Raw genomic sequence first — 21,753 nt, 5'->3', positions numbered from 1 at the left:
AAATATAATTAACAAAAAGGAACCCCATGATAAACGTAGCAGTTATTTTAACAGATAAATTCACAAATAAACAAATGCTTGTATCAAAGATGAATGAGTTTATAGAAACTCTTGGGACTATCGATCAATTTGAAGTAGTTACTACTCATGCATGGGAAATAATGAATGAAATCTTCAAAGACAATAATATTATTATTCCGTTGATTGATAAAAGAGAAGAACTTAGATTTCATGGCAAAAATAATAAAGTATTTTGTTTATGTGAACAAGCACAATATTGTATGTTTTTTTATAATGGGCACCCCAATAAACCTGCTAAAACAGCAAGTAAAGCAAAACAATATTCTCGAACAGGTAATGCGCTTGAAGAGTTATTAAAAAAATACCCAGAAAAAGCTCCAAATGTATATATTTATGCATATAAAAGTAAGGTATTTGATTCTGTTGTAACAAAAGATAATTTTATTGAAATTAATCTCGACAATGACCTTAGAAAACGTATTTTACTTCAAAGCATCATGCTTGATAAAAATAATGCAATCAAACTCGCAAAAGACATATTAGTTGCAGTAACTCAATTGGAAAATAATAAATGAAAGAAAAACTACTCTGTATTGATCCATATGCTAATGAAGAAGACGTTATCCGTATTAGTGAACTCGATATCGAGAATAGATTGGATAGAATCTCTATACATGGCTCTGTAGATATCACCAAAGATCAACAAGGCTTAGAATATGCCTTTGCCCTTAAACGTCAAATAGACACTATTGTTGAGTATTTAAAGAAGCAAGCACTACCTGAAAAGATTAGTGTTGAGAATGTGGCAAAAGAGGTAAAGAATCCATTTGATTCATAAAATATAGCTTTATTAATGATAGTTTTTAGCGAGTATCCTACAATAGGGATTTTTGATATAAAAAATTATTTGGTTATTCATCTGGAATGGAAAATTTTTTAATTTTTAATTTTTCTAGTGCTAAATCAGTTTGAATTTCAGATGTGATTCTTTGATAATTCTCATTTAGAGCTTCTAATGACTCAGATAAAATTTTTTTACTATCCGTATATCCCTGTTCTATCCATAAATCAATTTTACTAACATCAAATGCCAATGGATCTAGTATTGATGAAAAAGTATTGCTTTGAGGTCTGATTTCAATGATTGCAATATCTTTAAATAAAGGATCATGTCTATTAAAAAAGCTTCCTTCATTCAAATGACAAACAATTATATGTGTACATTTTTCTTCTGTAATTAAGGGGTGTGCTGGCGTATTTCCCCATTCGTTATTTATAGAACCTAAACAACCATCTCGATAATATGTTCCATCGACTTTAATAGCATCAAAGGCTATAGGAAGTGCAGCTGAAGCTAGAATGGCATTATAAATATCTTTTTCATTTAACAATTGCACTTTTTTAAAATTTGTTGATCCAAGATTTTCAATTTCAAATAATCGTAATATGTCAATCATGTTACCATGACTTTTTGTTAAACCTATATAGAAAGGAAGACCTTTTTTAAGTTTATGAAGAGGCGCGTATTTTTCTAGAATATTTTCTATTGGACGAGTTGTTAACAGACCTTTTTTACTATTAGCTACAGAAAAGCCTTGTACAAATTTTGCAAGTTTACTTACAGGGGCTAACGGACTAAAATATGTAATTACTTCAACAAGATTGATAAAAACTTTTTTCTTATCAAATTGAAGTGCGTTAGAATTTCCCATATCTTGCCAAATTTTTTCTATTAAAACAGCTGTTGTACTTGTATTTATGTTCGCAGAATAAATAGCACCATTGAGTGCTCCTATACTTGTGCCAGCAATTGCATGTGGTTGGATATTAAATTCTGCTAAAGCCTTTAAAAACCCAGCTTCATATGCTCCTTTCGCGCCACCACCAGATAATACAATTCCTAATTTTGGTTTCATCATATGATTATCCTTTTAAATGCTCAACAATACAATCTTCAATAAAGTCTTCATATGTAATAAAATTACTAATGTTGGACTGATTTTGAATTACTGCTTTCACTTCATCTTGAGGATAGGTAGAAAGTATACTTATTAAATCAGAAATTTGTACATATTCACGTTGTTCTATTAAGGAATTATAGTGTTGAGTACTAATAAAAGAAATTGCCTTTTTTTCTAAAATACTTAATTGATTAAATTTATGAGATATGTCATCATAATTTAAAAATATATTGTGAAAATTACTCCCTATCTCTTGTTTTATAAAGTTTTTTAATTCACTTTTTAAATAGATTATATTATCGTCATTTAAATTCAAGTTGTTATCATAATAAGTACCAAAAGATCCACTTTTTAGATTATCTAATAAAGAATAAATTTTAAGTGTAATATCATAACCTTTATATTTTTCTCCAGATTTGAGATAACTTATTTCCTTATCAATATCTGTTTTTATTTCAATAGTTGTTATACGCTTTTCACAAGAGATGAATCTTTCACTTGAATATTTTATAAACTGAGAAAAACTTTCCTTCAATAGATCAACATTGTTTTTTAAATTTTCATGTTGTATATAAAATTTCAAAATTTCGTCTTGTGTTCTTTCTAGTTCAACAACTAAATCAAAAATTCTATTATCTATTCTACTTAGGTGTCTTTCATGGTCTTGCAACCAAGATGTACAAGCATTGATTCCTTCAATAAGATTTTCATTTATTAAGTCTTGTCTTCGTCTTGCATTACCAGTGAGGCTATCAAAAGTTCTATGGAATAGTGACTGTCTAGTATTTGAAGTGTTTTGTAGGTCTCTAGCTGTTACATTAATACCATTAATAGCATCTAAAATAAGTTTTTGAGATATATATTTATGATTCTTTTCTAATGTTGCTAATTCTTCTTCATCGATATTAATGTTGAAAGTATCTAATATGGTCATTTTCTTATGCATGTGGTTTCTTGTTTAATTGAGAAATTTTTGTTATATTTGATATTCTGCGAAGTAACTTTTGGTTTACTCTTTGACAATATACAATATCCTGAATATTAGACATAACAAGATCACATTTTAGTGAGAGATTCATCATATCAATATGGAAGTTTGTTTTTTCATGTTGTATATATAATTTTGTATCTAATACTTGGTAAAAATTATTAATATGATTTTGTAATTCATTCAGTAAACTATTTAAACTATTTATAAAAGTCTTTTTTTCAATTTTAAATTTAGTTACATGATAAGATGTATCGTATCTTCCCCAATCATTATTTAATGTATTTAAAACAGAGTCCATAAATCCATCACCCTTTTTTCGTTGGATTCGTGTTTGCTTAAAATCAATAATTAATGACTGAAAAGCTTGCTTATTGACGGTGAATGAAGAAAGCTCAAATTGAGAGATAGATACCATTTTAAAGTTTCGATTTATGAACTCTAGTTCTTCATTGTATTTTAACAATTCATTATTAATGATTTTAGTTAGTAAATCTATTGCATTTTCTATAAATTCGTTAGCTTTCTTTTCATTTGAAAATACTAAGGCTTCATTTTTATAAAGAGCTGCTATTGTGTGATCATTCTGCGGTAAATAATTATGCAAGTTAAGTATTGTATGTTCTACATTCTGATAATGTGTACGTTTCAGTGTATCCATTAAATCTGTGAGCTCGCGATTCAATAATAAAATATTAAAAGATGATACCAATTGTTTATAAGATCGTTTTTTTTGGTTATTTGAGAGGGTTTCTAATTCACTTTGAAGTTGATTATAGATTTCTTTCAAGTGTTCTGTATATTTTAAATGCAATATTTTTAAACAATTCAATAATTCCACTAAATTCTTATTATTTTCAATCTTGCCTATATTATGAGCATTATATTTTTCTAGGATATCAAAAATTTTTATACTTTCTTTTATAATTTTGTTTGATTCATCAAGTAGCAAGTTATTATCAATCGGCACCATGGGATAAGAATTATGTTTGATAACATTAGCAAGTATATATTTCTTTCTAATTATCAATATAATAATTAGAAAAATTATACTAGTTGTTAGCGTTATAAGTTCTAAATTCAAGAAAATTCCCAATATAAATTAAAAAATATTTTATTAAGCAGAACATGCATTTCGTAAGTTAGTATAAATGATAGTCAAATTAGGATTAATATAAGATATAAGTAAAGCTAAATGGTTGTAATCAATTTTAATCTATCAAAAAATCCTCTATTATGAAAAAGTCTTTGTAAATTTGCTTTTATAATGGGAATTTTTTGTCGCTTTAAATATTCAATAGCATTTTTTACTTCTTCATACGTGACCATATTCCCGAATGCAATATATCGAGGGGTAATGTTATTAACGAGATTCTCATACCAAAAAGCTTTATATCGGAGATCTTTCATCATGTCCCAATGTGTTAAATGATTCATTGTGATAAATTGAGAAAAATGATTGGGATAGTCCTCAAATAAATACATAATAAGCCCAAAAAGCGCATATTTTTCAGCGACAGTGAGTTGTAAATGGGTAGATTGCTTTGAAGATAAGGAGCTTTTTAAACGATTTTCTAAGAGTTTAAAAAGTGGATGTTTATGAATAAAAGCAAAATTTCTACGTAATAAAATTAGCTTTGATAACTGTGTAATCGTATCCACAAAACAAAATGAGTATACGATGGATTCTCCTAGTTGGATATACCCATTTTCTATCATTTTTGTTAGCTTTTGATTAGCCAAAATACCAAAAGTATATTTATTACCAATTTTTTTGATAGGCGCTTTCTTTAAGTCATACCCACAGTAGTAACAAAACGTATAATCAAATGTATCATGATGCATTTGAAGAATCTCGATAGGTTTTTTGCATTTGGGACAAGAATCATATAAGAAGCTACAGTGTTTTTCACAGGTTGTTAGCAAGTTAACATGCCAGAATTTTTTGTAATAAGGAATATGTTCTTGTAAACATTGAGGACAAAATTGCATGTGTCCAAGATAACTATTATGTAATTCTTTGATTACACCTTCTCTTAGAATACCTGCATATGATTTAAGAATCATATCTTTAAGTGAAAAATGTGGGCTTGTGATTGTTTGTAGGCAGTTCAGTATTTCATCATTAATATGTGCATCCAGGCAATTTTTAAAATGATCTCTATGTTTGAGCCCAAGGTAGGTGTTTAAAAAAGTTTTTGGATGCATTTGATTTGCATACGCTAATCTGGCAATCCAAGAACTTAGAATTTCATCTGAGAATGGTACAGGAATAAGAGGAGGTCTTTTATGCAAGAATTCTTTGCGACAAAGACCTTTAATCATACATCTTTCAATTCGATATTTTGGTACAAGTTTTCTAAAGATACTTTAGTGGCGGCCTCGATGATATCTTTTTCAGTAATTTTTTCTTGTTTGTTTTCTAAGGCTATAATCGCTGCGCGTTTAATCAAAGCAACGATATCACCGATACAACCATATGAAAATTCAAGAATTCTTCTCCTTATCTTCGCTTGTAAAATATCGGATTCTTCCTTCAAGGGTATTGTTGTGAGTAGGGTTGCTAAAAAGTTTATATATTCTTGATCGAACTTCCATTTTTTAATATACGTTGGCCTAAATCGATTAATCAATTGGCGATCACTACCAAATGCTCTAAGAGCATCTTTTGTGCCAGCTAAAAGAATAGGGATTTGTAACTGATTACTAAGGTTTTTAATAGCATTGAGTACCTGTTTTTGCCTAACCGTTGAACCGCTGAGAAAATTATGAATTTCGTCTATAATCAGGATTTCAACATTTAGAAATTTTAAATAATATTCAACCAAATTGAGTTTCTTCTCTATCGAATCACCTTCTTTATAAGGGGCATTCATGCTTTTTAATATTCGATTATAGAGCCTCGATTCACTAGGTTCTGAGGGTGCCATCAGATATAAAACAGGAGTGCTAGTTGCTTCATATTGGTCAAAAAACTCTTTAGTAAGACTGTTCATATTATTTTGAAATAAATCATAGGCTGGATGTAGTTCCATAAATCTATGTAAAATGGAAGTTTTCCCATTGTGCGTTGAACCAACCAGTAAGTAGCTTGTTATTCTATGTTTATTCTTTTCAAAACGCAAAAGATTTTCAAATTGATTCAATATAAATTCTGCATTTGGATAATCAATCCAAGTCTTTTGTGCTATATAATCCATCCGCTCTTCAGCACTTTTAGAAAGCATTTCTTGTGCATCGGGTGTGAGTTCAAATTTCATGTTTGTTTTTCCTTGGTGCAACTTTATAGAGAGTGATGTTTTTGAAGAGAGAATCTAAATCATCTTCTTCTGGTGCTTCTTCTTTAATTTCTTTGGATTTTTGTATTGTACTGATTTTAGGAGCTTGAGATTTTCGTAGTTTAACTTTACCTTGTTTGTCTTTGACTTCTTTTTCCATCCGTTCAAGTTTTTCATACGCTTCAAACAGATCTTCTTCAGAGTAGTTTTGAATTTTATTCTCTTTAAGATAGCGTTTTGCCGCCAATAAATCCCAAAATGTCATGTCTGGAGCGTATATTTTACGATAAGGTATTTCAAAATACTGCTTAATTTCAGGGTCAAAAAAATAAATCTTTCTCAAAGAAAGAGGATCTTGCTTGATTTTATGTTTGATTTTTTTATTGTTTTTATCCGTAATCCCTATCCAAGCTCGTAACACATCCGAATAGTAAGTGATTCCATCTATAGTAATACCATCTTTTTGTACAGTGCGGTAAGAGGTGGGGAGTAGGGCAATTTTAATTGTATCTAGGTCTTCAATAATAGAAGGCAATACCCCCGTTCCAGGGGTGTTTTCATCGCCTAAAATGCCTTTTTGATATTTGTCATTGGGTGACATTTCAATACCAGTATGGTGTTTTGTGTGATAGATATTGACGATATAATGAATAAGCCATTGTGTCAGCTCATCAAGTGTATAGCAGGCATGCTTCGCAGAATCATACGTTGCTCTTTCTTGAATGTTAGAGCGTGTTGTGCCAGGAAGATTATGTATTTCACCATTGATAGTGCCAAAGAGCCTTTCAATATGTGAAGCAAATTGAGGTCTGCCAACAGGTCTTTTTAAAAGTGAACAACCAAATTCTTCACATGCTCGTTGTGTTTCTTCTGAAACAAGGTCTTGCCCATTATCCACGTGTATCATTCTTGGTATGCCAAAAATCTCCCACTTTCCTGATACATTGTAGTGTGCTAAATACGTATCTTTTTGAGAGAAGATACTGAGAATACATTGACTGACATTATAATAACCAGGTGATTGAAGGGAGAGATAAAAGCCTGCTATCATGCGAGAATAAACATCAATTGCTAAAGTGAGATAAGGCCTTCCTAAAGGCTTACGATAAGTCTTATCGACGACAATAATATCTAAGGGCGTATGATCAATTTGAACAACTTCAAGCGGATAGTTACCATAAGGATATTCTCCTTCAAAATTGGAAAATTTTTCATGCGCTAATTTAGCACTATACCTACGTTTAAGAGCCTCTTTTGGATGAATTGCTTTAATACGATTTCGAACAGTATTGGCATGAGGTGGTTCTAAGACTGCTTTTACACATTCTCTTGCAATTTTATTGTATATCCTTGGAAAACTATAGCGTTGTTTGTTTAAATAGAGGGTTTCTAAGCTTTCATCAATAATCGCTTCAACTTTTGGATCAACACGCGCTCCTTTTTTCCCTCTTTGGGATTTATTGGAAATCAAAGAGCTAATCTCTGCTGTTTGTTCGTATCTTCTTTTCCACGTATAAAGCGTTGTATGACTTACATTGTGTTGTGTACATATTTTTGAAATATCTTCTTTGGAGGCACTTTTATAGACGATATCCTTAATCATATCGAATCGTTTTTTGGCTTCATCCCATTCTCGTTGTGAATATTCCATAATATTTTTAGGAACCTCTGGTACTTCTTTGGAAGAGAGTTCTGTAATCTTCGCGTTAAGAAGCTTTTTTGTTTTAAGATGTTCAAGTCCTACTTCTGATAAATTCACAATTCTATAAATACAATATGGCTCGTTATTATAAAAAACATGAGAGCCTATTTTTAAATCAATTTTAGCCATGAGTAGCTCCATTTTTGTAAATTATAGAACACATGGTTAAAGGTAGATTCAAATTAAGCAAATGATGATTTTGAAAAAAATAATTCCATACATATGGCAAAATGTATTTCAATTCTTCTTGAGGATGGCAAAGAAGTGTTAAGAGCTGCTGTACATTGATAGAGGAAGTTGTCTTGATGTGATAATAGATCTGTTCATGAATGGATGTATGTAGCGGAACGAATGCAAATTTATATAAAAATTTGTAATTGTCTAAGATAACTTTTGTGATGTTTTGATCGGTAAAAACTTCAAACTCTATATTGTAGGTTTCTTGAATATATTGACGTAAGATTTCTATTTTTTTGGGAAGTTCAGGATATCTTGTGAAATCATTTGCATATTTCACTTCAAAAAGTTTTTGAGTCCCGTCAGTATAAGTCACTAAAGTATCAGGTGTATACCTGCGCTTTTGTGTATCTGAATAGTCATAATACATTTGTATCGGTTGTTCTTCGTACTTTAGAACAGTCGTATCAAATTCTAATATCATGTAGAAATCACTTTCTAAAATAGATTCAAAAGCAATTTTGCTTTGCCCATTTTTGTAACTGATAAAATACCCTACACAAGAGATATAACTCTTTTTTATTTTCCTGACACTCATGCTAAAATTATATAGTATTTTTGAAATTTTTGTAATATAAATTAATTAAATATTATTATTGTAAAAATCGACAAATTAAAGTTTTTACTTGTAATGAATAAATATTTTTTCTGTTTAAAAAATGTTCTTTAGCATTCTTTTTTATGCATTAAGATAAAATACATTTTTTACGAAAAATTCGATAAATTGGATGTTTTGAAGTAGTGAAACAATTTATTATCAATCAACATAAAGTTCAAGTTTGTTAATGGATATGACAGTGGCAGGAACTGGGCTTGATATTCGCTATCCTGCTTTACATGTAAAGCTAATTGAGGGGATTGAAAAAGAGGGATTGGTGCTCAGTCAATTTGAAGCAGGACAACCTTCCCTGAAGTGGAATTTTCCACTACGAAATGAACTTGTTGTTGCTCTTGGTGACGCGCTTGTTGTCACACAAGCTGATCTTAAAAGTGGCACAATGCACAGCATTGAGTTTGCACTTAAGATGCAAAAACCTATTTATGTGCTTCCTCACCGTTTGGGTGAGAGTGAGGGCACAAATTGGCTTCTCTCAAAAGGGTTAGCAAAACCTCTTTATGACATTGATGCCTTTGTCGCACTTTTTGGCAAAGTTGAACTTACATGTAAAGATGATTTTTTAATCTACTGTGATACACATCCTCTCTACCACGATGCTGTGGAAAAATTTGCACAAAAAGTATTTGAATACGAATGTTTAGGTAAAATAAAAGTTGAAAATGGACGCATCAAGCGCGCGTAAAGGAAGAATATGGGTTTTGAATGGATTTTAGCATTTTTAGCTTTGGGTTTAGTGGTTGGTTTTATGGCTGGATTATTGGGTATTGGCGGTGGTGGTATTATGGTTCCCATACTGACTTCAATTTTCTTGGCACAAGGCATTCCTGTTGAGCAAGTCGTACATATGGCACTTGGTACATCGATGGCATCGATTATTTTTACATCATTTGCGAGTATGCGAGCCCACCACAAAAAAGGTGCCGTTATGTGGAATGTCGTAAAATACATGGCAGGTGGCGTTATACTAGGCACTTTTGCGGCAACGTTTTTAGCAACCTACATGAAATCCGTTCACCTTGCCATCTTCTTTGCAGTTTTTATGGCGTATGTCTCCATTCAAATGGCAATCGATAAAAAGCCAAAACCGAGTCGGGAGCTCTCTACACCGCCATCGTTGTTTGGTGTTGGTTCTCTCATTGGCATCGTCTCAGCGCTGGTTTCAATCGGTGGAGGTTCTTTGACCGTACCTTATCTTGTGTGGCAAAATGTAGATCTCAAACGCGCGATTGCTACCTCTGCGGCGATTGGATTTCCACTCTCCATCGCAGGCACACTGGGTTATGTCATCAACGGTATGATGCACTCTTCTGGCTCAGAGATGATGTTAGGGTTTGTTTATCTTCCTGGTGTTATACTGATCTCAATTGTGAGCTACTTTACAGCCCCTTTGGGTGCGAAGATGGCACATACGCTTCCTGTTGGTAAACTTAAAAAGATTTTTGCTTTATTACTGATGATTCTTAGCATAAAAATGCTGACATCGGTTATCTAAACGTGTTACATGTAAAAAGGAAATAGTATGCAAAGAGGTTTTTTATGGGCACTTTTGGTGCCATCGTTGCTTCTATGTGCAAGTGCAAGCAATCTTTTTGAAGAAAATAAGCCACAAGTGCAAATCAATAGCTGTATGGAGCGTATTGAAATCAAAAACAGCCAAACGCCTGTTGATCTGTTTAACTCCAGTGCGAAGTGCATTGAAGAGGGAAAATACCCACAAGCGGTTGAGCTTTATCTGATTGCCACGGCATATGGCTATTATGATGGTGCAAGGGTGGTTGATAAAAGTACACGACAAGTCTTAGATACGCTCAAAACTGAAATTTTTGGACCGCTTGACGCCACTAAACGTAACCAGTTTGCTGAAGTTCTGCGTGCTAGATTGGATGATATGAAATCAAGCTGTAACTTTTTAGAAAAATTAGGTAAGCCCATGTATTATCCAAAGTACATGGTTCAAAATGGTGTTACACGTGGCGATGGACTTATCTTGAATTACGATGCGAGAACGATATGGGAAGATACACGCTTTAGCTATTTGAAATGCCCGTAAGCTTTACATGTAAAGATCTAAAGGTAACGTTTTGCCAGACCTCCGAGTGAGGTCTCTTTGTATTTGGTATTCATATCTTTTCCTGTTTCAACCATCGTTTGAATGATCTCATCAAAACTCACTTTATGCGCTCCATCGGTATAAGAAGTGTACTCAGCCGCATCAATAGCGCGAATCGCAGCCACAGCATTACGCTCGATGCACGGTACTTGCACGTAACCTGCAATGGGGTCGCACGTCATGCCAAGGTGATGCTCTAAGCCCATCTCCGCTGCGTAATCAATCTGTTGTAAATTGCCGCCAAAGAGGTACGATGCCATGCCTGCTGCCATCGAACATGCCACGCCCACTTCGCCTTGACAGCCCACTTCTGCGCCTGAAATAGAGCCATTGAATTTCACGATATTTCCCAGAAGCCCCGCAACAGCAAGGGCATGTAAACAATCAATTTGATCTAGGTTGTAAAGCTCTTTGAGGTAGCGAAGTACGGCTGGAACGACGCCACACGCGCCACAGGTGGGTGCGGTAACGACAATATTGCCCGATGCGTTCTCTTCACTGGTGGCAAGCGCATAGGCGAAGATGATCCCATGCGCTCTTTTTTCTTCTTTACGAGCTTTGGCAAAAAACATGGGAGCTTTCCTCGGGTATTGGAGGATTCCTGGGAGCACACCTGATTGTTTCAACCCTCGATCGATGGTATTTTGCATGCTCTTCCACACCTCTGCAAGATAATCCCAAATTTCTTCGCCTTCATACGTTTCGACGTATTGCCACAGTTCTTTGTGCTCTTTTTCACACCATTTTATAATTTCATTCAACGTTGTAAGTGGATAAATAGAAGGCTCTACGATAGGGTTTTCTCCCGCTTCTTTGAGCGCACTGCCTCCCACGCTGTAAACTTCCCAAGAGCCTAGAAGTTCTTGTTTTTCGTTAAATGCTTCAAAAAACATGCCATTGGAGTGAAACGGTTTGGTGATGTCGGGGCGAAAGAGTATCTCAACACCAGCTGAAGCTAAGGCTTGATGCAGAGCGTCATCGGTTAAGTGCCCACGTCCTGTAGCTGCAAGTGAACCAAAAAGAGTAACGCGGTACAAAGAAGCATCGGGAAAGCGTTTTTTAAAGATCGTCCCCGCGTTAAAAGGTCCCATGGTATGGCTTGAAGAGGGTCCATGCCCAATACAGTAAAATGATCTGAGTGATTGCATGCTACGCCTTTTACGCAAGAAAAATTGTGGTGGATTATAGCACAGAATGAGCTTTACATGTAAAGAGAAAAAGAGCGCTTTAAATCAATCTTCGGTAGAATAAATGTACATTGAACTAAAGAGTACTATTTGAAAAAAACAGCAAGTATTGATATTGGGCTAAAACGTATTGGTGTTGCACTCTGCTTGGCGGCGGGAATTGTCTCACCGCAAGAGGCGATACTGCGTAAAAATCGTGACCAAGCCGCACGCGATGTTGATGCTTTTTTAAATGAGTGGAGCATCGAGCTTTTGGTTGTGGGTCTTCCCAAAGGTGGTAGTAGTAGCGAAGAGATGGAACGGCGCATCAAACACTTTGTAAGCTTACTCCAATTTAGCGGAGAGGTGGTGTACCAAGACGAATACGGCTCAAGCAATGAGGCCAAAGAGATGATGCAAGGTGTCATCCGTCAAAAGCGCGATGGACGCATTGACTCCATGGCGGCAAAAGTCATTTTAGAACGCTATTTGGACGCACTAAAGGAAAGCCATGGTTGAGCTTGAAGTTGCCGAAATTATCGGTACGGTTGCTTTTGCGCTGAGTGGTTTTTACGTAGCAGTCAAAGAGAAGCTCGATCTTTTAGGTGTTTTTATCGCATCATTTTTAACAGCACTTGGTGGTGGGCTGGTTCGCGATATGCTCTCGGATCGCTCTCCCTACACCTTTACACATTTGATGCCTTCTTTCTTGGTGATTGCTGTGATCGTTTTGAGTGTTCTTTTGCAATTGCACCGTAAAGATGAGATTGAAAAGAAGTTCTATTTTATCATCAGTGACACATTAGGGTTGGTCTCTTTTTCAATTTCAGGCGCACTCATTGGTTTGCAAGTAGGGTTTAACTTCTTTGGCGTGGTACTTTTAGCGCTTGTAACAGCTGTTGGCGGTGGTGTTATTAGGGATATTTTGCTCAACCGTGTACCCTTACTCTTAACCAGTGAGTTTTACGGTACGGTCTCGCTTTTAGTGGGAGCAATTTTGTTTATGTTTGCACAGTTTGACATCAGTGGATATGTGCCTGTGATGGTCGTATTTGCTTTTGGCGTAGCGCTTCGGTTGCTAGCGTATTATAAACAGTGGAATTTGCCCAAAATTGGGTAAGGTTTTTTTCGCTATAATGGCGTTTTTTTAGAGGAGTACATGATGGATTTTGAAACAATGGATAAAGAGTATGTGTTGCAGACGTATGCGAGAAACTATGTCAATTTTAAACACGGTATCAATGCAACACTTTTTGATGATAAAGGAAGAGATTATATCGATTTCACCAGCGGTATAGGTGTGGTAAGCGTAGGACATGGCAATCAAAGACTTGCCGATGCGATAAGCGATCAAGCACGCAATATCATTCACACGTCTAATCTTTATATGATCGAGCCACAGGCAAGATTGGCTAAAAAAATTAATGAACTCACAGGCTATGATGTTGCGGTCTTTTTTGGAAACTCAGGCGCAGAAGCGAATGAGGGTGCCATTAAACTCGCACGAAAGTATGGTGAGAAAAAATTTGCCAATAAAAAATATAAAGTCTTAACCTTAGAGCATTCGTTTCATGGAAGAACCATCACAACAGTGAAAGCAACAGGTCAAGAGAGTTTTCATAAGAGCGCTTTTGCACCGTATCCTGAAGGATTTTCATACACAAAGGAGATCGCAGATCTTTACAATGCGATTGATGAAGAAACCGTTGCTGTAATGATCGAACTTGTACAAGGCGAGGGTGGCGTTAAAGCGTTTCCAAAAGCAGACATTCAAGCATTGGCAAAGTTTTTAAAAGAGAAAGAGATTTTGCTCATCATTGATGAAGTGCAAAGTGGTGTCTTTAGAAGTGGTGAGTTTTTAGCGACATCACTTTATGAGATTGAGCCAGACATCATCACGCTTGCGAAAGGTTTAGCCGGTGGCGTGCCTATCGGTGCGGTTGTGACCAAACACAAAGACATTTTTGAAGCGGGGGATCATGGTAGTACGTTTGGGGGAAATTTCCTCTCCACACGTGCAGGACTTGAAGCGCTTGCCATTTTAGAAGAGTACAAACAAAGCGGTATGCTGGATGAAGCACTGATCTATTTTGATAGCAAGCTCAAGGCTACATGTAAAGCATTTCCAAGTTTGTTTGAGAGTGTCGAAGGGCTTGGTTTGATGCGTGGCATTAAGTGCCAAAATGGCGATATTTTGGCAAGTGTCATCAAAAAAGCATTTGAGCATGGTGTCCTTGTGTTAAAAGCAGGCAAAAACACACTTCGTTTCTTACCACCACTCACGATCTCTAAAGAAGAGATGGATGAGGGCTTTAAACGCCTAGAGAATGCGTGTCAAGCGCTTTTATAAAAGAGATACGTGAAATTTAGCGAGTATATGCAAACGTGGCTCTATGGCAATGAGGGCTACTACACTAAAGAGCGAACCATCGGAAAAGAGGGTGACTTTTACACCGCTGTAAGTACGAGTATGTTTTTTGGTGGTTCCATTGCCAAAAGACTGATTTCAACCATTGAGAGTGGGTTTTTAAGCCCTTCGTCTTATGTGGTTGAGATTGGCGCGCACAAAGGCTATCTGCTTGCTGATATGATTCAGTTTATCTATACTCTCAAACCTGCACTGCTCCAATCCCTTACCTTTGTCATTGTTGAGCCTTTTGAGGCGAATCAAACAATGCAAAAAACCTACTTTGAAGAGGCATTTGGCGATGCCATTAAACTTTTACATGTAAAGCATTTGGAAGCGTTTACATGTAAAGAGGCGTTCTTTGTCGCCAATGAAATTTTCGATGCGTTTTCGTGCGAACTCATCAAAGAAGATGAGATGCTTTTTATTGAAAATGAAAAAGCTTTTTTTGCGACAATGGATGATGAAACACGAAAAAAAGCGGATGAATATGGCATTAAAAAAGGGGAGCTTTGCTTAGGGTATGAGCCTTTTGCAAAAGCGATGAGTCAGTGTTGTGAACGTTTTGAGTTTGTGACGTTTGACTATGGCGATAAAGAAGCGAGAAATGACTTTTCACTGCGTGTTTATGCTAACCATCAGGTCTATCCTTTTTTTGCACTCACCGATTTGGTTGAAGAAAAATTGCGAGAACCAAATGATTTTAATGTCTTTTTTGCAAAATCAGACCTTACGTATGATGTCAATTTTAGCCATCTTTTTCATGCCTTTGAAAAAAGCGGCATTAGCGTGTATGACTATAGCACGCAGATGAAAGCGTTAGTTGATTTTGGATTGGTTGAGCTTTTAGAACTGTTTGCTAACAACGTTTCAGAAAAGCAGTATGAGACAGAATTAAACCGTATTAAAACATTGATCGATCCCTCTTTTATGGGAGAGCGATTTAAAATGGCATGTTTTCGCAAAGGAGAAATGGAATGCAACTGATTATTAACGGTGAAAAAAAAGAGAGTAGGGCTAAAACGATTCAAGAGCTTATTGATGAATTGAGTATTGAAAGTAAAGTAATGGCAGCTGCGGTAAACATGAATGTTGTCAAAAAAGAGTTGTGGGAAAGCCACAAGCTTTGTGAAAATGATAAAGTAGAGTTTTTACAGTTTGTCGGTGGTGGCGCTTAGTGCCAAAGTTGTTGGGTATTTTTTTTGCCTTCAATGACCGCTACCGCGATAGCAAAACCATTGTCGTGTGTAATTGAGAGTGAAAAATCAGTAATCTCATACGCATCAATTAAATGACGTGAAAGCGTAAAGTAGGGTGCGTTTCGTGCATCTTTATAAATTTTTATATCAAAAAATCCACATTTTTCACTAATGCCAATACCAAGGGCTTTTGAAACAGCCTCTTTCGCGGCATAAAATCCAGCAGCAGTAGCATCACTTTTAGCGAGAGTTATTTCTTCCGTAGTTAAAAATTTAGTGAGCGCCTTGTCTCCAAAGCGCTCTTTGAGTTTTGTTATACGTTCAATCGAAACGAGGTCTATACCGATCATTGAACCACAAAGTCTGTAAAGTAGATGTTTTTGACTTGTCCATCGGAAAGATTTTCATTGATTTTATCAAGGACTTCTTCTTTGAGTTTGTCTTTACCCTTCAGTGTGCTAATCTCTTCAAAGGTTTTAGACGAGAATGTACGAATGATAATGTCTCTAATCAACGATTTTTTATGATCCATTTCAGGTTGAAGTTTAGCATCGCTTAGCTCTAAATCAACAGCAACTTTTAAAAAGCGGTTACCGCTTTCACTGAGCAAGTTCACAACAAACTGTGCCATTGGGTACATTGGTCCGATTGCTAAATGATCGGTTGATTTTTTACTACTACTTTTTTTCTTCTCAGCTTTAACATCTTGTGTTTGAGTTGGCGCTGCCTCTTCATGGCTACCACCAAGCATCAAAAATGCAGCAGCTCCACCACCAATGAGGATCACTACTAATAACGCAATGACAATGATGAGAACCATATTGCCTTTAGGTTTTTTTTCAACGCTTGTATCGCCATCTTCAGGTTTTTTGCCAGCCATTCTTCTATCCTTTTTTTACATGTAAAAACACTTTTCATATATATCGTTTTATTTTGGGAAAAATTTACATCCATTCGATCAATTTTGAAACTTCATCAATATTATAACACTTGATTCCCTCGATTTGCTCTAAGGGAAGGGATGGGACGACTGCTTTTTCAAACTGCTGCGACTTCGCTTCTTTAAGTCTAAGATCAAGGTTGAAAATATCGCGCACATCGCCAATTAAGGAGACTTCCCCAATGAAAATCGTATCTTTACTGATAGGACGATTGCGATACGAGCTAATAATGGCTGCAATAATGGCAAGATCAGCCGATGTTTCGCTGATTTTAATGCCTCCAGCGATGTTAATGTAAACATCGTACTGGTTAAACGGCAGATCAAGCTTTCGCTCTAACAGTGCTAAAAGCATGGTTAAGCGGTTAAGTTCATAGCCTGTAGCACTGCGTTTTGGGTTTGGATAACCGCTATCGCTGACCAATGCTTGCACTTCTAAAACAATTGGGCGGCTGCCTTCCATTAAAACAGTGATAGCAGAGCCTGCTTGCGCTTTGCCTCTGGTAAAAAACTTTTTAGAAATATCTTTTGCACTCACTAATCCCGCCTTGGTCATCTCAAAGATGCCCACTTCACTCGTTGTCCCAAAGCGGTTTTTAAAGCCACGAAGCAGTCTTAGTTCACGTGAAGAGTCACCCTCAAAGTAAAGAACGGTATCGACCATATGTTCCAACACGCGAGGTCCTGCGATAGAGCCTTCTTTGGTTATATGACCAATAATAAAAATAGCAATATTTTTCTCTTTTCCAAAGCGCATCAATTCAAACGTAATCTCTCGCACTTGCGAAACACTCCCTGGGGCAGAAGCGATTTTTTCGCTATAAATCGTTTGGATAGAATCTATAATTAAGACTTCAAAAGCGTGTTTTTCCAGCTCTTTAAAAATGGTGTCTAGTCTGATTTCTGGAAGTAAATAGAGATTGGGATAATTACTGTCCACACGGTTTGCACGAAGTTTAATCTGACTTGAAGACTCTTCTCCACTGACGTAAAGAACTTTTTTACCCTCTTTGGCAAGGTTTCCCGCAATTTTTAAAAGGAGGGTTGATTTACCTACCCCTGGGCTTCCACCAATAAGCGTAAGGCTTCCTTGAACGATGCCTCCACCTAGGACTAAATCCAGTTCTCGATCACCCGAGCTGTAGCGCTCAATATGTTCAAAACTCACTTCGGTGATAGGAATAGCATTACTTTGGGTATTTGTCGTAGGCTTAGAGTTAATCTCTTTAAGGACTTCTATCTGTTTATCGCTCAGCTCAATATACTCATCCCATGCACCACAATTTGGGCATTTACCAAGCCACTTGGCACTTTGATGCCCACAGGCTTGGCACTCAAAAAGAATCTGTTTTTTAGCCATTGGTTTGAGTGAAAATAGAGTCTAAAATAGTGTCGATGTAATCATCTGCGTTAAAAGGAATCAGATCATCTCTTCCTTCTCCCACACCCACATAAATAATAGGAAGTTCCAATGCTTTGGCAATACCAAAAAGTGAGCCACCTTTTGCTGTACCATCAAGCTTTGTGATGATAATAGCATCAACGCTAATCATCTCGTGAAAGGCTCTAGCTTGGTTGATAGCCGAAGTGCCTTGTGTTCCATCTAAGATCAAAATTTTACGATGCGGTGCACCGGTAAGCGCTTTATCGCAAATGCGTACAATTTTTTTCAGCTCATTGGCAAGATTGACTTGGTTGTGCAAACGTCCAGCCGTGTCGATGATGACATGATCGATTTTTTTGGCAACCGCAGAACTGATGGTATCGTATGCTACAGCGGAGGGATCATGCCCTTGTTGCGTATAGATGATGCCTACATCAATCTTCTCAGCCCAAATTTTAAGCTGTTCAATGGCAGCCGCTCTAAAGGTATCAGCAGCACCCAAAAGTACACTTTGGTTCTCTTTTTTGTAGTTGTGCGCTAATTTGGCAATGGTGGTGGTTTTACCAGCACCATTAACCCCAATAATCAGTTCCACAAAAGGGGTTTGGAGTGTTTCGACCAAAGGCGAAGTCTCGTATTTAAAATAGGCCTTGAGAACGCGTCTAACATCTTCACGGGCTACGGTTTGGGAAGGGGGAAGATAGTAGATGATTTCTTCAACCAGTTCATAAGGAATGTCGGATTCTATTAATATCTCTTCTAAAAGCGTTTTATCAATCTTCTCGACTTTTTCAGGCAATATCTCTTTAATCGCTCCAAGGGTTTTATCTAGCCCTTTTTTAATAAAGCTAAACATTAAAGTACTTTTTTGATGTCAGCGTCGATCATCTCTTCAGGAATAGCGCCTACATAGTGCGTAGAGTACTTGCCATTTTTGTCATACAAAAACATGAGTGGAATGTTTTTAACGCCACCCGCACTTTGCGCCAGTTTGAAATTTTCAGCACTGTTTGTAATGACATAATTAATGTTGTTATATTTCATAAAGCTATTGATCTCTTCATTGGATTTGTTCTCTTCTAAAAGTACACTAATGATGACAAAGTTCTCTTTATATTTTTCTTGAAGGTTGATAAGATGAGGAATTTCAGCTTTACACGGAGGACACCATGTGGTAAAGAAATTGACTAAAACGATTTTGTTTTCATATCCAGCAAAGCTAAATCCTTTATCAAGAGAAGTGACAACAATCTCTTTACCAGAAATATCTTGAAGCACAATTTTTTCATTTTTAACCTCTTCTTTTGCCTTAACAGATTTATTATCATCTGTTTTCTTTTTTTCGGAAGAACAGCCATTGAAAAAAAGCATCGAGCAAGAGATACACAGAGCAAACCAAAACTTCATTAGAATCCTTTTAATTAAGAGTTCTTATCGAACTCTATTTGATACGCTTTCTAAGAAAACTTAAAAAGCTACGTGAGCCACTAAGGCGCGTGAGCTTGCCTCAAATGAGGCAGAGACTTCTTGCAAAACGACACGAAGTCTATTATAATGGCTATGATTGTATTCAAACAAGCCTTAAAGTGACAACAATGCAAAAAATTAAGTTCGAGACTAAGTCACAATTTCGCTCTTATGCAAGAGGGAAATTGTGTTCGGTTCACAATGCTTATAAGCGTGATAAAATAGTTGAAAAACAAATTTTAGAGATGTTGAAACAGTTGAAAGTACGTTCAATTTTACTCTATGTTTCACTGCCTATTGAAGCCAATACTCGGGGCATTATCGCTACATGTAGACGAAGAAAATGTAAGGTCTATGTTCCGTTTATGGAAGGCGTCAGTTTCAAGATGGTAAAATGGAGATTGCCTTCAAGTAGAAAAAAATTTAACATAGAAGAGCCCAAGAACTCTTTTGCTGTTAAACCAAAAATTGATTTTGCGATAGTGCCTGTCATAGGGGTTGATGGGGCATTCAAAAGAATTGGTTTTGGTAAAGGGATGTACGATCGTTTTTTTGCATCGCTTGAACCTAAACCTCCAATATTATTTGTTCAAAGGGAGTTTTGTATGACACAAAGCCTTTTATCAGAAGAACATGATATTGCAGCTGATATTTATTTAACCCCCTATAAAACTATTATCAAAAGAGGGACAAATGGTCTTAGAGTCATTAGCGGTCGGTGGAGCTGCTCTAGCAAGCGGCGTTGCAGGATTTTTCATCGCAAAGAAGATGGAAGCTGCAAATTATGAGATACACGTTGCTCAAGCAAGAGCCAAAGCGAAAGCCATTGAACACGAAGCAGAGTTAATCCTTAGTAGCAGTAATATTAAGGTTAAAGAAGCAGAGTTAGAGGCAAAACGTAAATACGAAGATCGTACGATCACGCTTAAAAAAGAGCATTCTGAAAAAATACTAGAGCTTGATAAAAAAGAGCGTGGATACAAAGAAGAGCTCAAAAAAATCACTAAAGATCGTGAAGATCTCCAACTTTTACAAAACAATGCAAACTCACTCTTTGATGAGGGACAACAACTCAAAGATGAGTATAACATTAAAGTCAATGAAGCCCTTTTAGTTTTAGAGCGCTCCGCAGGGCTTACTCAAAATGAAGCCAAAGAGATTGTTTTAGCCAAAGTGGAAGAGCAATCACGTGCAGAAATAGCACACACGGTAAGACGCCTTGAAGAAGAGGCAAAACAAGATATTAAACGTCGTGTTAACTATATTTTAGCGCAAGCAACAACCCGTTTTGCAGGCGAGTTTGCGGCTGAACGTCTCATTAATGTTGTTAATATTAAAGATGATGAACTTAAAGGTCGTATTATTGGTAAAGAGGGTCGCAATATCAAGACTCTTGAGATGCTTTTGGGTGTTGACATTATTATTGACGATACGCCAAATGCGATTATCTTAAGTAGCTTTAACCTCTACCGCCGTGCGATTGCTACCAAAGTCATTGAACTTTTGGTGCAAGATGGCAGAATTCAGCCAGCACGTATTGAGGGTATTTATGAGAAAGTTAAAGATGAGTTTGACCAAAGTTTAGTGGAAGAGGGTGAAAATATCATCATCGATCTTGGTATCACTAAAATGCATCCAGAACTTGTCAAACTTATCGGTCGTCTAAAATTTAGAGCAAGTTACGGTCAAAATGCACTTGGTCACTCACTTGAAGTGGCTCATTTGGCAGGTATTATCGCTGCTGAAACGGGTGGTGATGTACTCCTTGCTAGACGCGCGGGTATTTTACATGATATTGGTAAAGCCTTAACGCATGAAACAGCGGGTAGCCACGTTGATTTGGGTGCTGAAATTTGTCGTCGTTATAAAGAACATGATGTCGTCATCAATGCTATCTTTGCACACCACGGACACGAAGAACCAACTTCGGTTGAATCTGCTGCTGTTTGTGCTGCCGATACACTTTCCGCTGCACGTCCAGGTGCAAGAAGAGAAGTTCTTGAGAGCTTCTTAAAACGTGTTCAAGACATTGAAGAGATTGCAAAAAGTAAACCGGGCATTAAGCAAGTGTATGCCATCAATGCTGGTCGCGAGATCAGAGTTATTGCCAACGCAAAATTGATTAATGATGATGAAGCTGTACTGCTTGCTAAAGAGATTGCTCAAGAGATTGAGAGTAAAGTTCAGTATCCTGGCGAGATTAAAGTCAATGTCATTAGAGAACTTCGCGCTATCGATTTTGCACGTTAAACACGTTTACATGTAGAGGCAACA

General features: G+C 36.3%; 25 protein-coding genes. 12 read left to right on the top strand and 13 right to left on the bottom strand.

Annotated elements, in window-relative coordinates; genetic code table 11:
* Positions 1-26 precede the first annotated feature (26 nt).
* Both SAR02S_RS11240 and SAR02S_RS11235 read left to right on the top strand, forming a co-directional pair.
* A complete protein-coding gene (locus SAR02S_RS11240; protein WP_041959749.1) occupies positions 27-596 on the top strand; it encodes a hypothetical protein in 570 nt (189 codons plus the stop codon).
* Positions 593-859: a hypothetical protein gene (locus SAR02S_RS11235; RefSeq protein WP_041959747.1), complete on the top strand. Its 267-nt coding sequence runs from the start codon at positions 593-595 to the stop codon at positions 857-859. The genes SAR02S_RS11240 and SAR02S_RS11235 overlap by 4 nt, the downstream gene beginning before the upstream one ends.
* 73 nt (positions 860-932) lie before the next feature.
* Here the strand turns inward: SAR02S_RS11235 and SAR02S_RS11230 are convergent, their stop codons facing one another.
* The 7 genes from SAR02S_RS11230 to SAR02S_RS13290 form a co-directional block, all read right to left on the bottom strand.
* Positions 933-1,937 (bottom strand): patatin-like phospholipase family protein, encoded by a 1,005-nt coding sequence (locus SAR02S_RS11230; RefSeq protein ID WP_198133104.1) that lies wholly within the window; start codon positions 1,935-1,937, stop codon positions 933-935.
* Between the two features lie 7 nt (positions 1,938-1,944).
* Positions 1,945-2,928, bottom strand: coding sequence for a diguanylate cyclase regulator RdcB family protein (locus tag SAR02S_RS11225; RefSeq protein ID WP_041959743.1), 984 nt, complete (start codon positions 2,926-2,928; stop codon positions 1,945-1,947).
* On the bottom strand, positions 2,921-4,054 hold the full coding sequence (locus SAR02S_RS11220) for a hypothetical protein (protein WP_041959741.1): 1,134 nt from the start codon (positions 4,052-4,054) through the stop codon (positions 2,921-2,923). Before SAR02S_RS11220 ends, SAR02S_RS11225 begins: the two co-directional genes overlap by 8 nt.
* Before the next feature lie 107 nt (positions 4,055-4,161).
* Positions 4,162-5,295: a TniQ family protein gene (locus tag SAR02S_RS11215; RefSeq protein ID WP_041959739.1), complete on the bottom strand. Its 1,134-nt coding sequence runs from the start codon at positions 5,293-5,295 to the stop codon at positions 4,162-4,164.
* Positions 5,292-6,230 (bottom strand): TniB family NTP-binding protein, encoded by a 939-nt coding sequence (locus SAR02S_RS11210; protein ID WP_041959737.1) that lies wholly within the window; start codon positions 6,228-6,230, stop codon positions 5,292-5,294. The genes SAR02S_RS11215 and SAR02S_RS11210 overlap by 4 nt, the downstream gene beginning before the upstream one ends.
* Positions 6,220-8,079 carry a TnsB C-terminal domain-containing protein gene (locus tag SAR02S_RS11205; RefSeq protein ID WP_041959736.1) on the bottom strand — a complete coding sequence of 620 codons (1,860 nt, stop codon included), beginning with the start codon at positions 8,077-8,079 and terminating at the stop codon, positions 6,220-6,222. The genes SAR02S_RS11210 and SAR02S_RS11205 overlap by 11 nt, the downstream gene beginning before the upstream one ends.
* Entirely contained in the window at positions 8,072-8,611 is a 540-nt protein-coding gene (locus tag SAR02S_RS13290) for a TnsA endonuclease N-terminal domain-containing protein (protein ID WP_052433625.1), read from the bottom strand. The genes SAR02S_RS11205 and SAR02S_RS13290 overlap by 8 nt, the downstream gene beginning before the upstream one ends.
* A 361-nt stretch (positions 8,612-8,972) precedes the next feature.
* On the opposite strand from SAR02S_RS13290, the gene SAR02S_RS11195 reads away from it, so the two are divergent.
* From SAR02S_RS11195 to SAR02S_RS11185, 3 genes are read left to right on the top strand one after another with little or no spacing between them, the layout of a single operon-like run.
* Positions 8,973-9,488, top strand: a complete 516-nt coding sequence (locus tag SAR02S_RS11195) for a DNA-processing protein DprA (RefSeq protein ID WP_084218505.1) — start codon at positions 8,973-8,975, stop codon at positions 9,486-9,488.
* A gap of 9 nt (positions 9,489-9,497) precedes the next feature.
* Positions 9,498-10,298 carry a sulfite exporter TauE/SafE family protein gene (locus tag SAR02S_RS11190; protein WP_041959734.1) on the top strand — a complete coding sequence of 267 codons (801 nt, stop codon included), beginning with the start codon at positions 9,498-9,500 and terminating at the stop codon, positions 10,296-10,298.
* A gap of 27 nt (positions 10,299-10,325) precedes the next feature.
* Positions 10,326-10,856 carry a hypothetical protein gene (locus SAR02S_RS11185; protein WP_052433624.1) on the top strand — a complete coding sequence of 177 codons (531 nt, stop codon included), beginning with the start codon at positions 10,326-10,328 and terminating at the stop codon, positions 10,854-10,856.
* 17 nt (positions 10,857-10,873) lie between these two features.
* On the opposite strand, the gene SAR02S_RS11180 is transcribed toward SAR02S_RS11185, so the two are convergent.
* Positions 10,874-12,064 (bottom strand): L-serine ammonia-lyase, encoded by a 1,191-nt coding sequence (locus SAR02S_RS11180; protein ID WP_041959731.1) that lies wholly within the window; start codon positions 12,062-12,064, stop codon positions 10,874-10,876.
* 129 nt (positions 12,065-12,193) lie between these two features.
* Here SAR02S_RS11180 and ruvX point away from each other — a divergent pair, with 129 nt between their 5' ends.
* Genes ruvX through thiS form a run of 5 tightly spaced genes read left to right on the top strand, consistent with a single transcriptional unit; the run spans position 12,194 to position 15,667 of the window.
* Entirely contained in the window at positions 12,194-12,601 is a 408-nt protein-coding gene (gene ruvX / locus SAR02S_RS11175; protein WP_041959729.1) for a Holliday junction resolvase RuvX, read from the top strand.
* Complete coding sequence (locus SAR02S_RS11170; RefSeq protein ID WP_041959727.1) at positions 12,594-13,202, top strand: trimeric intracellular cation channel family protein; 609 nt, start codon at positions 12,594-12,596, stop codon at positions 13,200-13,202. Before ruvX ends, SAR02S_RS11170 begins: the two co-directional genes overlap by 8 nt.
* 39 nt (positions 13,203-13,241) lie before the next feature.
* Positions 13,242-14,432 carry an aspartate aminotransferase family protein gene (locus tag SAR02S_RS11165; protein WP_041959725.1) on the top strand — a complete coding sequence of 397 codons (1,191 nt, stop codon included), beginning with the start codon at positions 13,242-13,244 and terminating at the stop codon, positions 14,430-14,432.
* A gap of 9 nt (positions 14,433-14,441) precedes the next feature.
* Positions 14,442-15,476, top strand: a complete 1,035-nt coding sequence (locus tag SAR02S_RS11160) for an SAM-dependent methyltransferase (RefSeq protein ID WP_041959724.1) — start codon at positions 14,442-14,444, stop codon at positions 15,474-15,476.
* The gene (gene thiS, locus SAR02S_RS11155; protein ID WP_041959723.1) at positions 15,467-15,667 is read left to right on the top strand and encodes a sulfur carrier protein ThiS; all 201 of its coding nucleotides are present in this window, start codon (positions 15,467-15,469) and stop codon (positions 15,665-15,667) included. The genes SAR02S_RS11160 and thiS overlap by 10 nt, the downstream gene beginning before the upstream one ends.
* Here thiS and acpS read toward each other — a convergent pair.
* The 5 genes from acpS to SAR02S_RS11130 all read right to left on the bottom strand — a co-directional run bounded on the left by acpS (position 15,664) and on the right by SAR02S_RS11130 (position 19,419).
* Positions 15,664-16,038 (bottom strand): holo-ACP synthase, encoded by a 375-nt coding sequence (acpS, locus tag SAR02S_RS11150; protein WP_041959722.1) that lies wholly within the window; start codon positions 16,036-16,038, stop codon positions 15,664-15,666. The genes thiS and acpS overlap by 4 nt on opposite strands.
* On the bottom strand, positions 16,035-16,568 hold the full coding sequence (fliL, locus tag SAR02S_RS11145) for a flagellar basal body-associated protein FliL (RefSeq protein ID WP_041959721.1): 534 nt from the start codon (positions 16,566-16,568) through the stop codon (positions 16,035-16,037). Before fliL ends, acpS begins: the two co-directional genes overlap by 4 nt.
* 64 nt (positions 16,569-16,632) lie before the next feature.
* Positions 16,633-17,988 (bottom strand): DNA repair protein RadA, encoded by a 1,356-nt coding sequence (gene radA, locus SAR02S_RS11140; protein WP_041959720.1) that lies wholly within the window; start codon positions 17,986-17,988, stop codon positions 16,633-16,635.
* On the bottom strand, positions 17,981-18,868 hold the full coding sequence (gene ftsY, locus SAR02S_RS11135) for a signal recognition particle-docking protein FtsY (RefSeq protein ID WP_041959719.1): 888 nt from the start codon (positions 18,866-18,868) through the stop codon (positions 17,981-17,983). The genes radA and ftsY overlap by 8 nt, the downstream gene beginning before the upstream one ends.
* Positions 18,868-19,419 carry a TlpA family protein disulfide reductase gene (locus SAR02S_RS11130; protein WP_041959718.1) on the bottom strand — a complete coding sequence of 184 codons (552 nt, stop codon included), beginning with the start codon at positions 19,417-19,419 and terminating at the stop codon, positions 18,868-18,870. The genes ftsY and SAR02S_RS11130 overlap by 1 nt, the downstream gene beginning before the upstream one ends.
* A gap of 188 nt (positions 19,420-19,607) precedes the next feature.
* On the opposite strand from SAR02S_RS11130, the gene SAR02S_RS11125 reads away from it, so the two are divergent.
* Together SAR02S_RS11125 and rny are read left to right on the top strand one after the other, a co-directional pair.
* The gene (locus SAR02S_RS11125; RefSeq protein WP_232294049.1) at positions 19,608-20,267 is read left to right on the top strand and encodes a 5-formyltetrahydrofolate cyclo-ligase; all 660 of its coding nucleotides are present in this window, start codon (positions 19,608-19,610) and stop codon (positions 20,265-20,267) included.
* Entirely contained in the window at positions 20,173-21,729 is a 1,557-nt protein-coding gene (rny, locus tag SAR02S_RS11120) for a ribonuclease Y (RefSeq protein ID WP_041959717.1), read from the top strand. The genes SAR02S_RS11125 and rny overlap by 95 nt, the downstream gene beginning before the upstream one ends.
* Positions 21,730-21,753 lie beyond the last annotated feature (24 nt).

This window comes from Sulfurospirillum arsenophilum NBRC 109478 (genome assembly GCF_000813345.1).
Taxonomy (GTDB): Bacteria; Campylobacterota; Campylobacteria; order Campylobacterales; family Sulfurospirillaceae; genus Sulfurospirillum; species Sulfurospirillum arsenophilum.
Note: the sequence above shows the minus strand (reverse complement) of the source record. Positions and strands in the feature narration are given on the sequence as shown.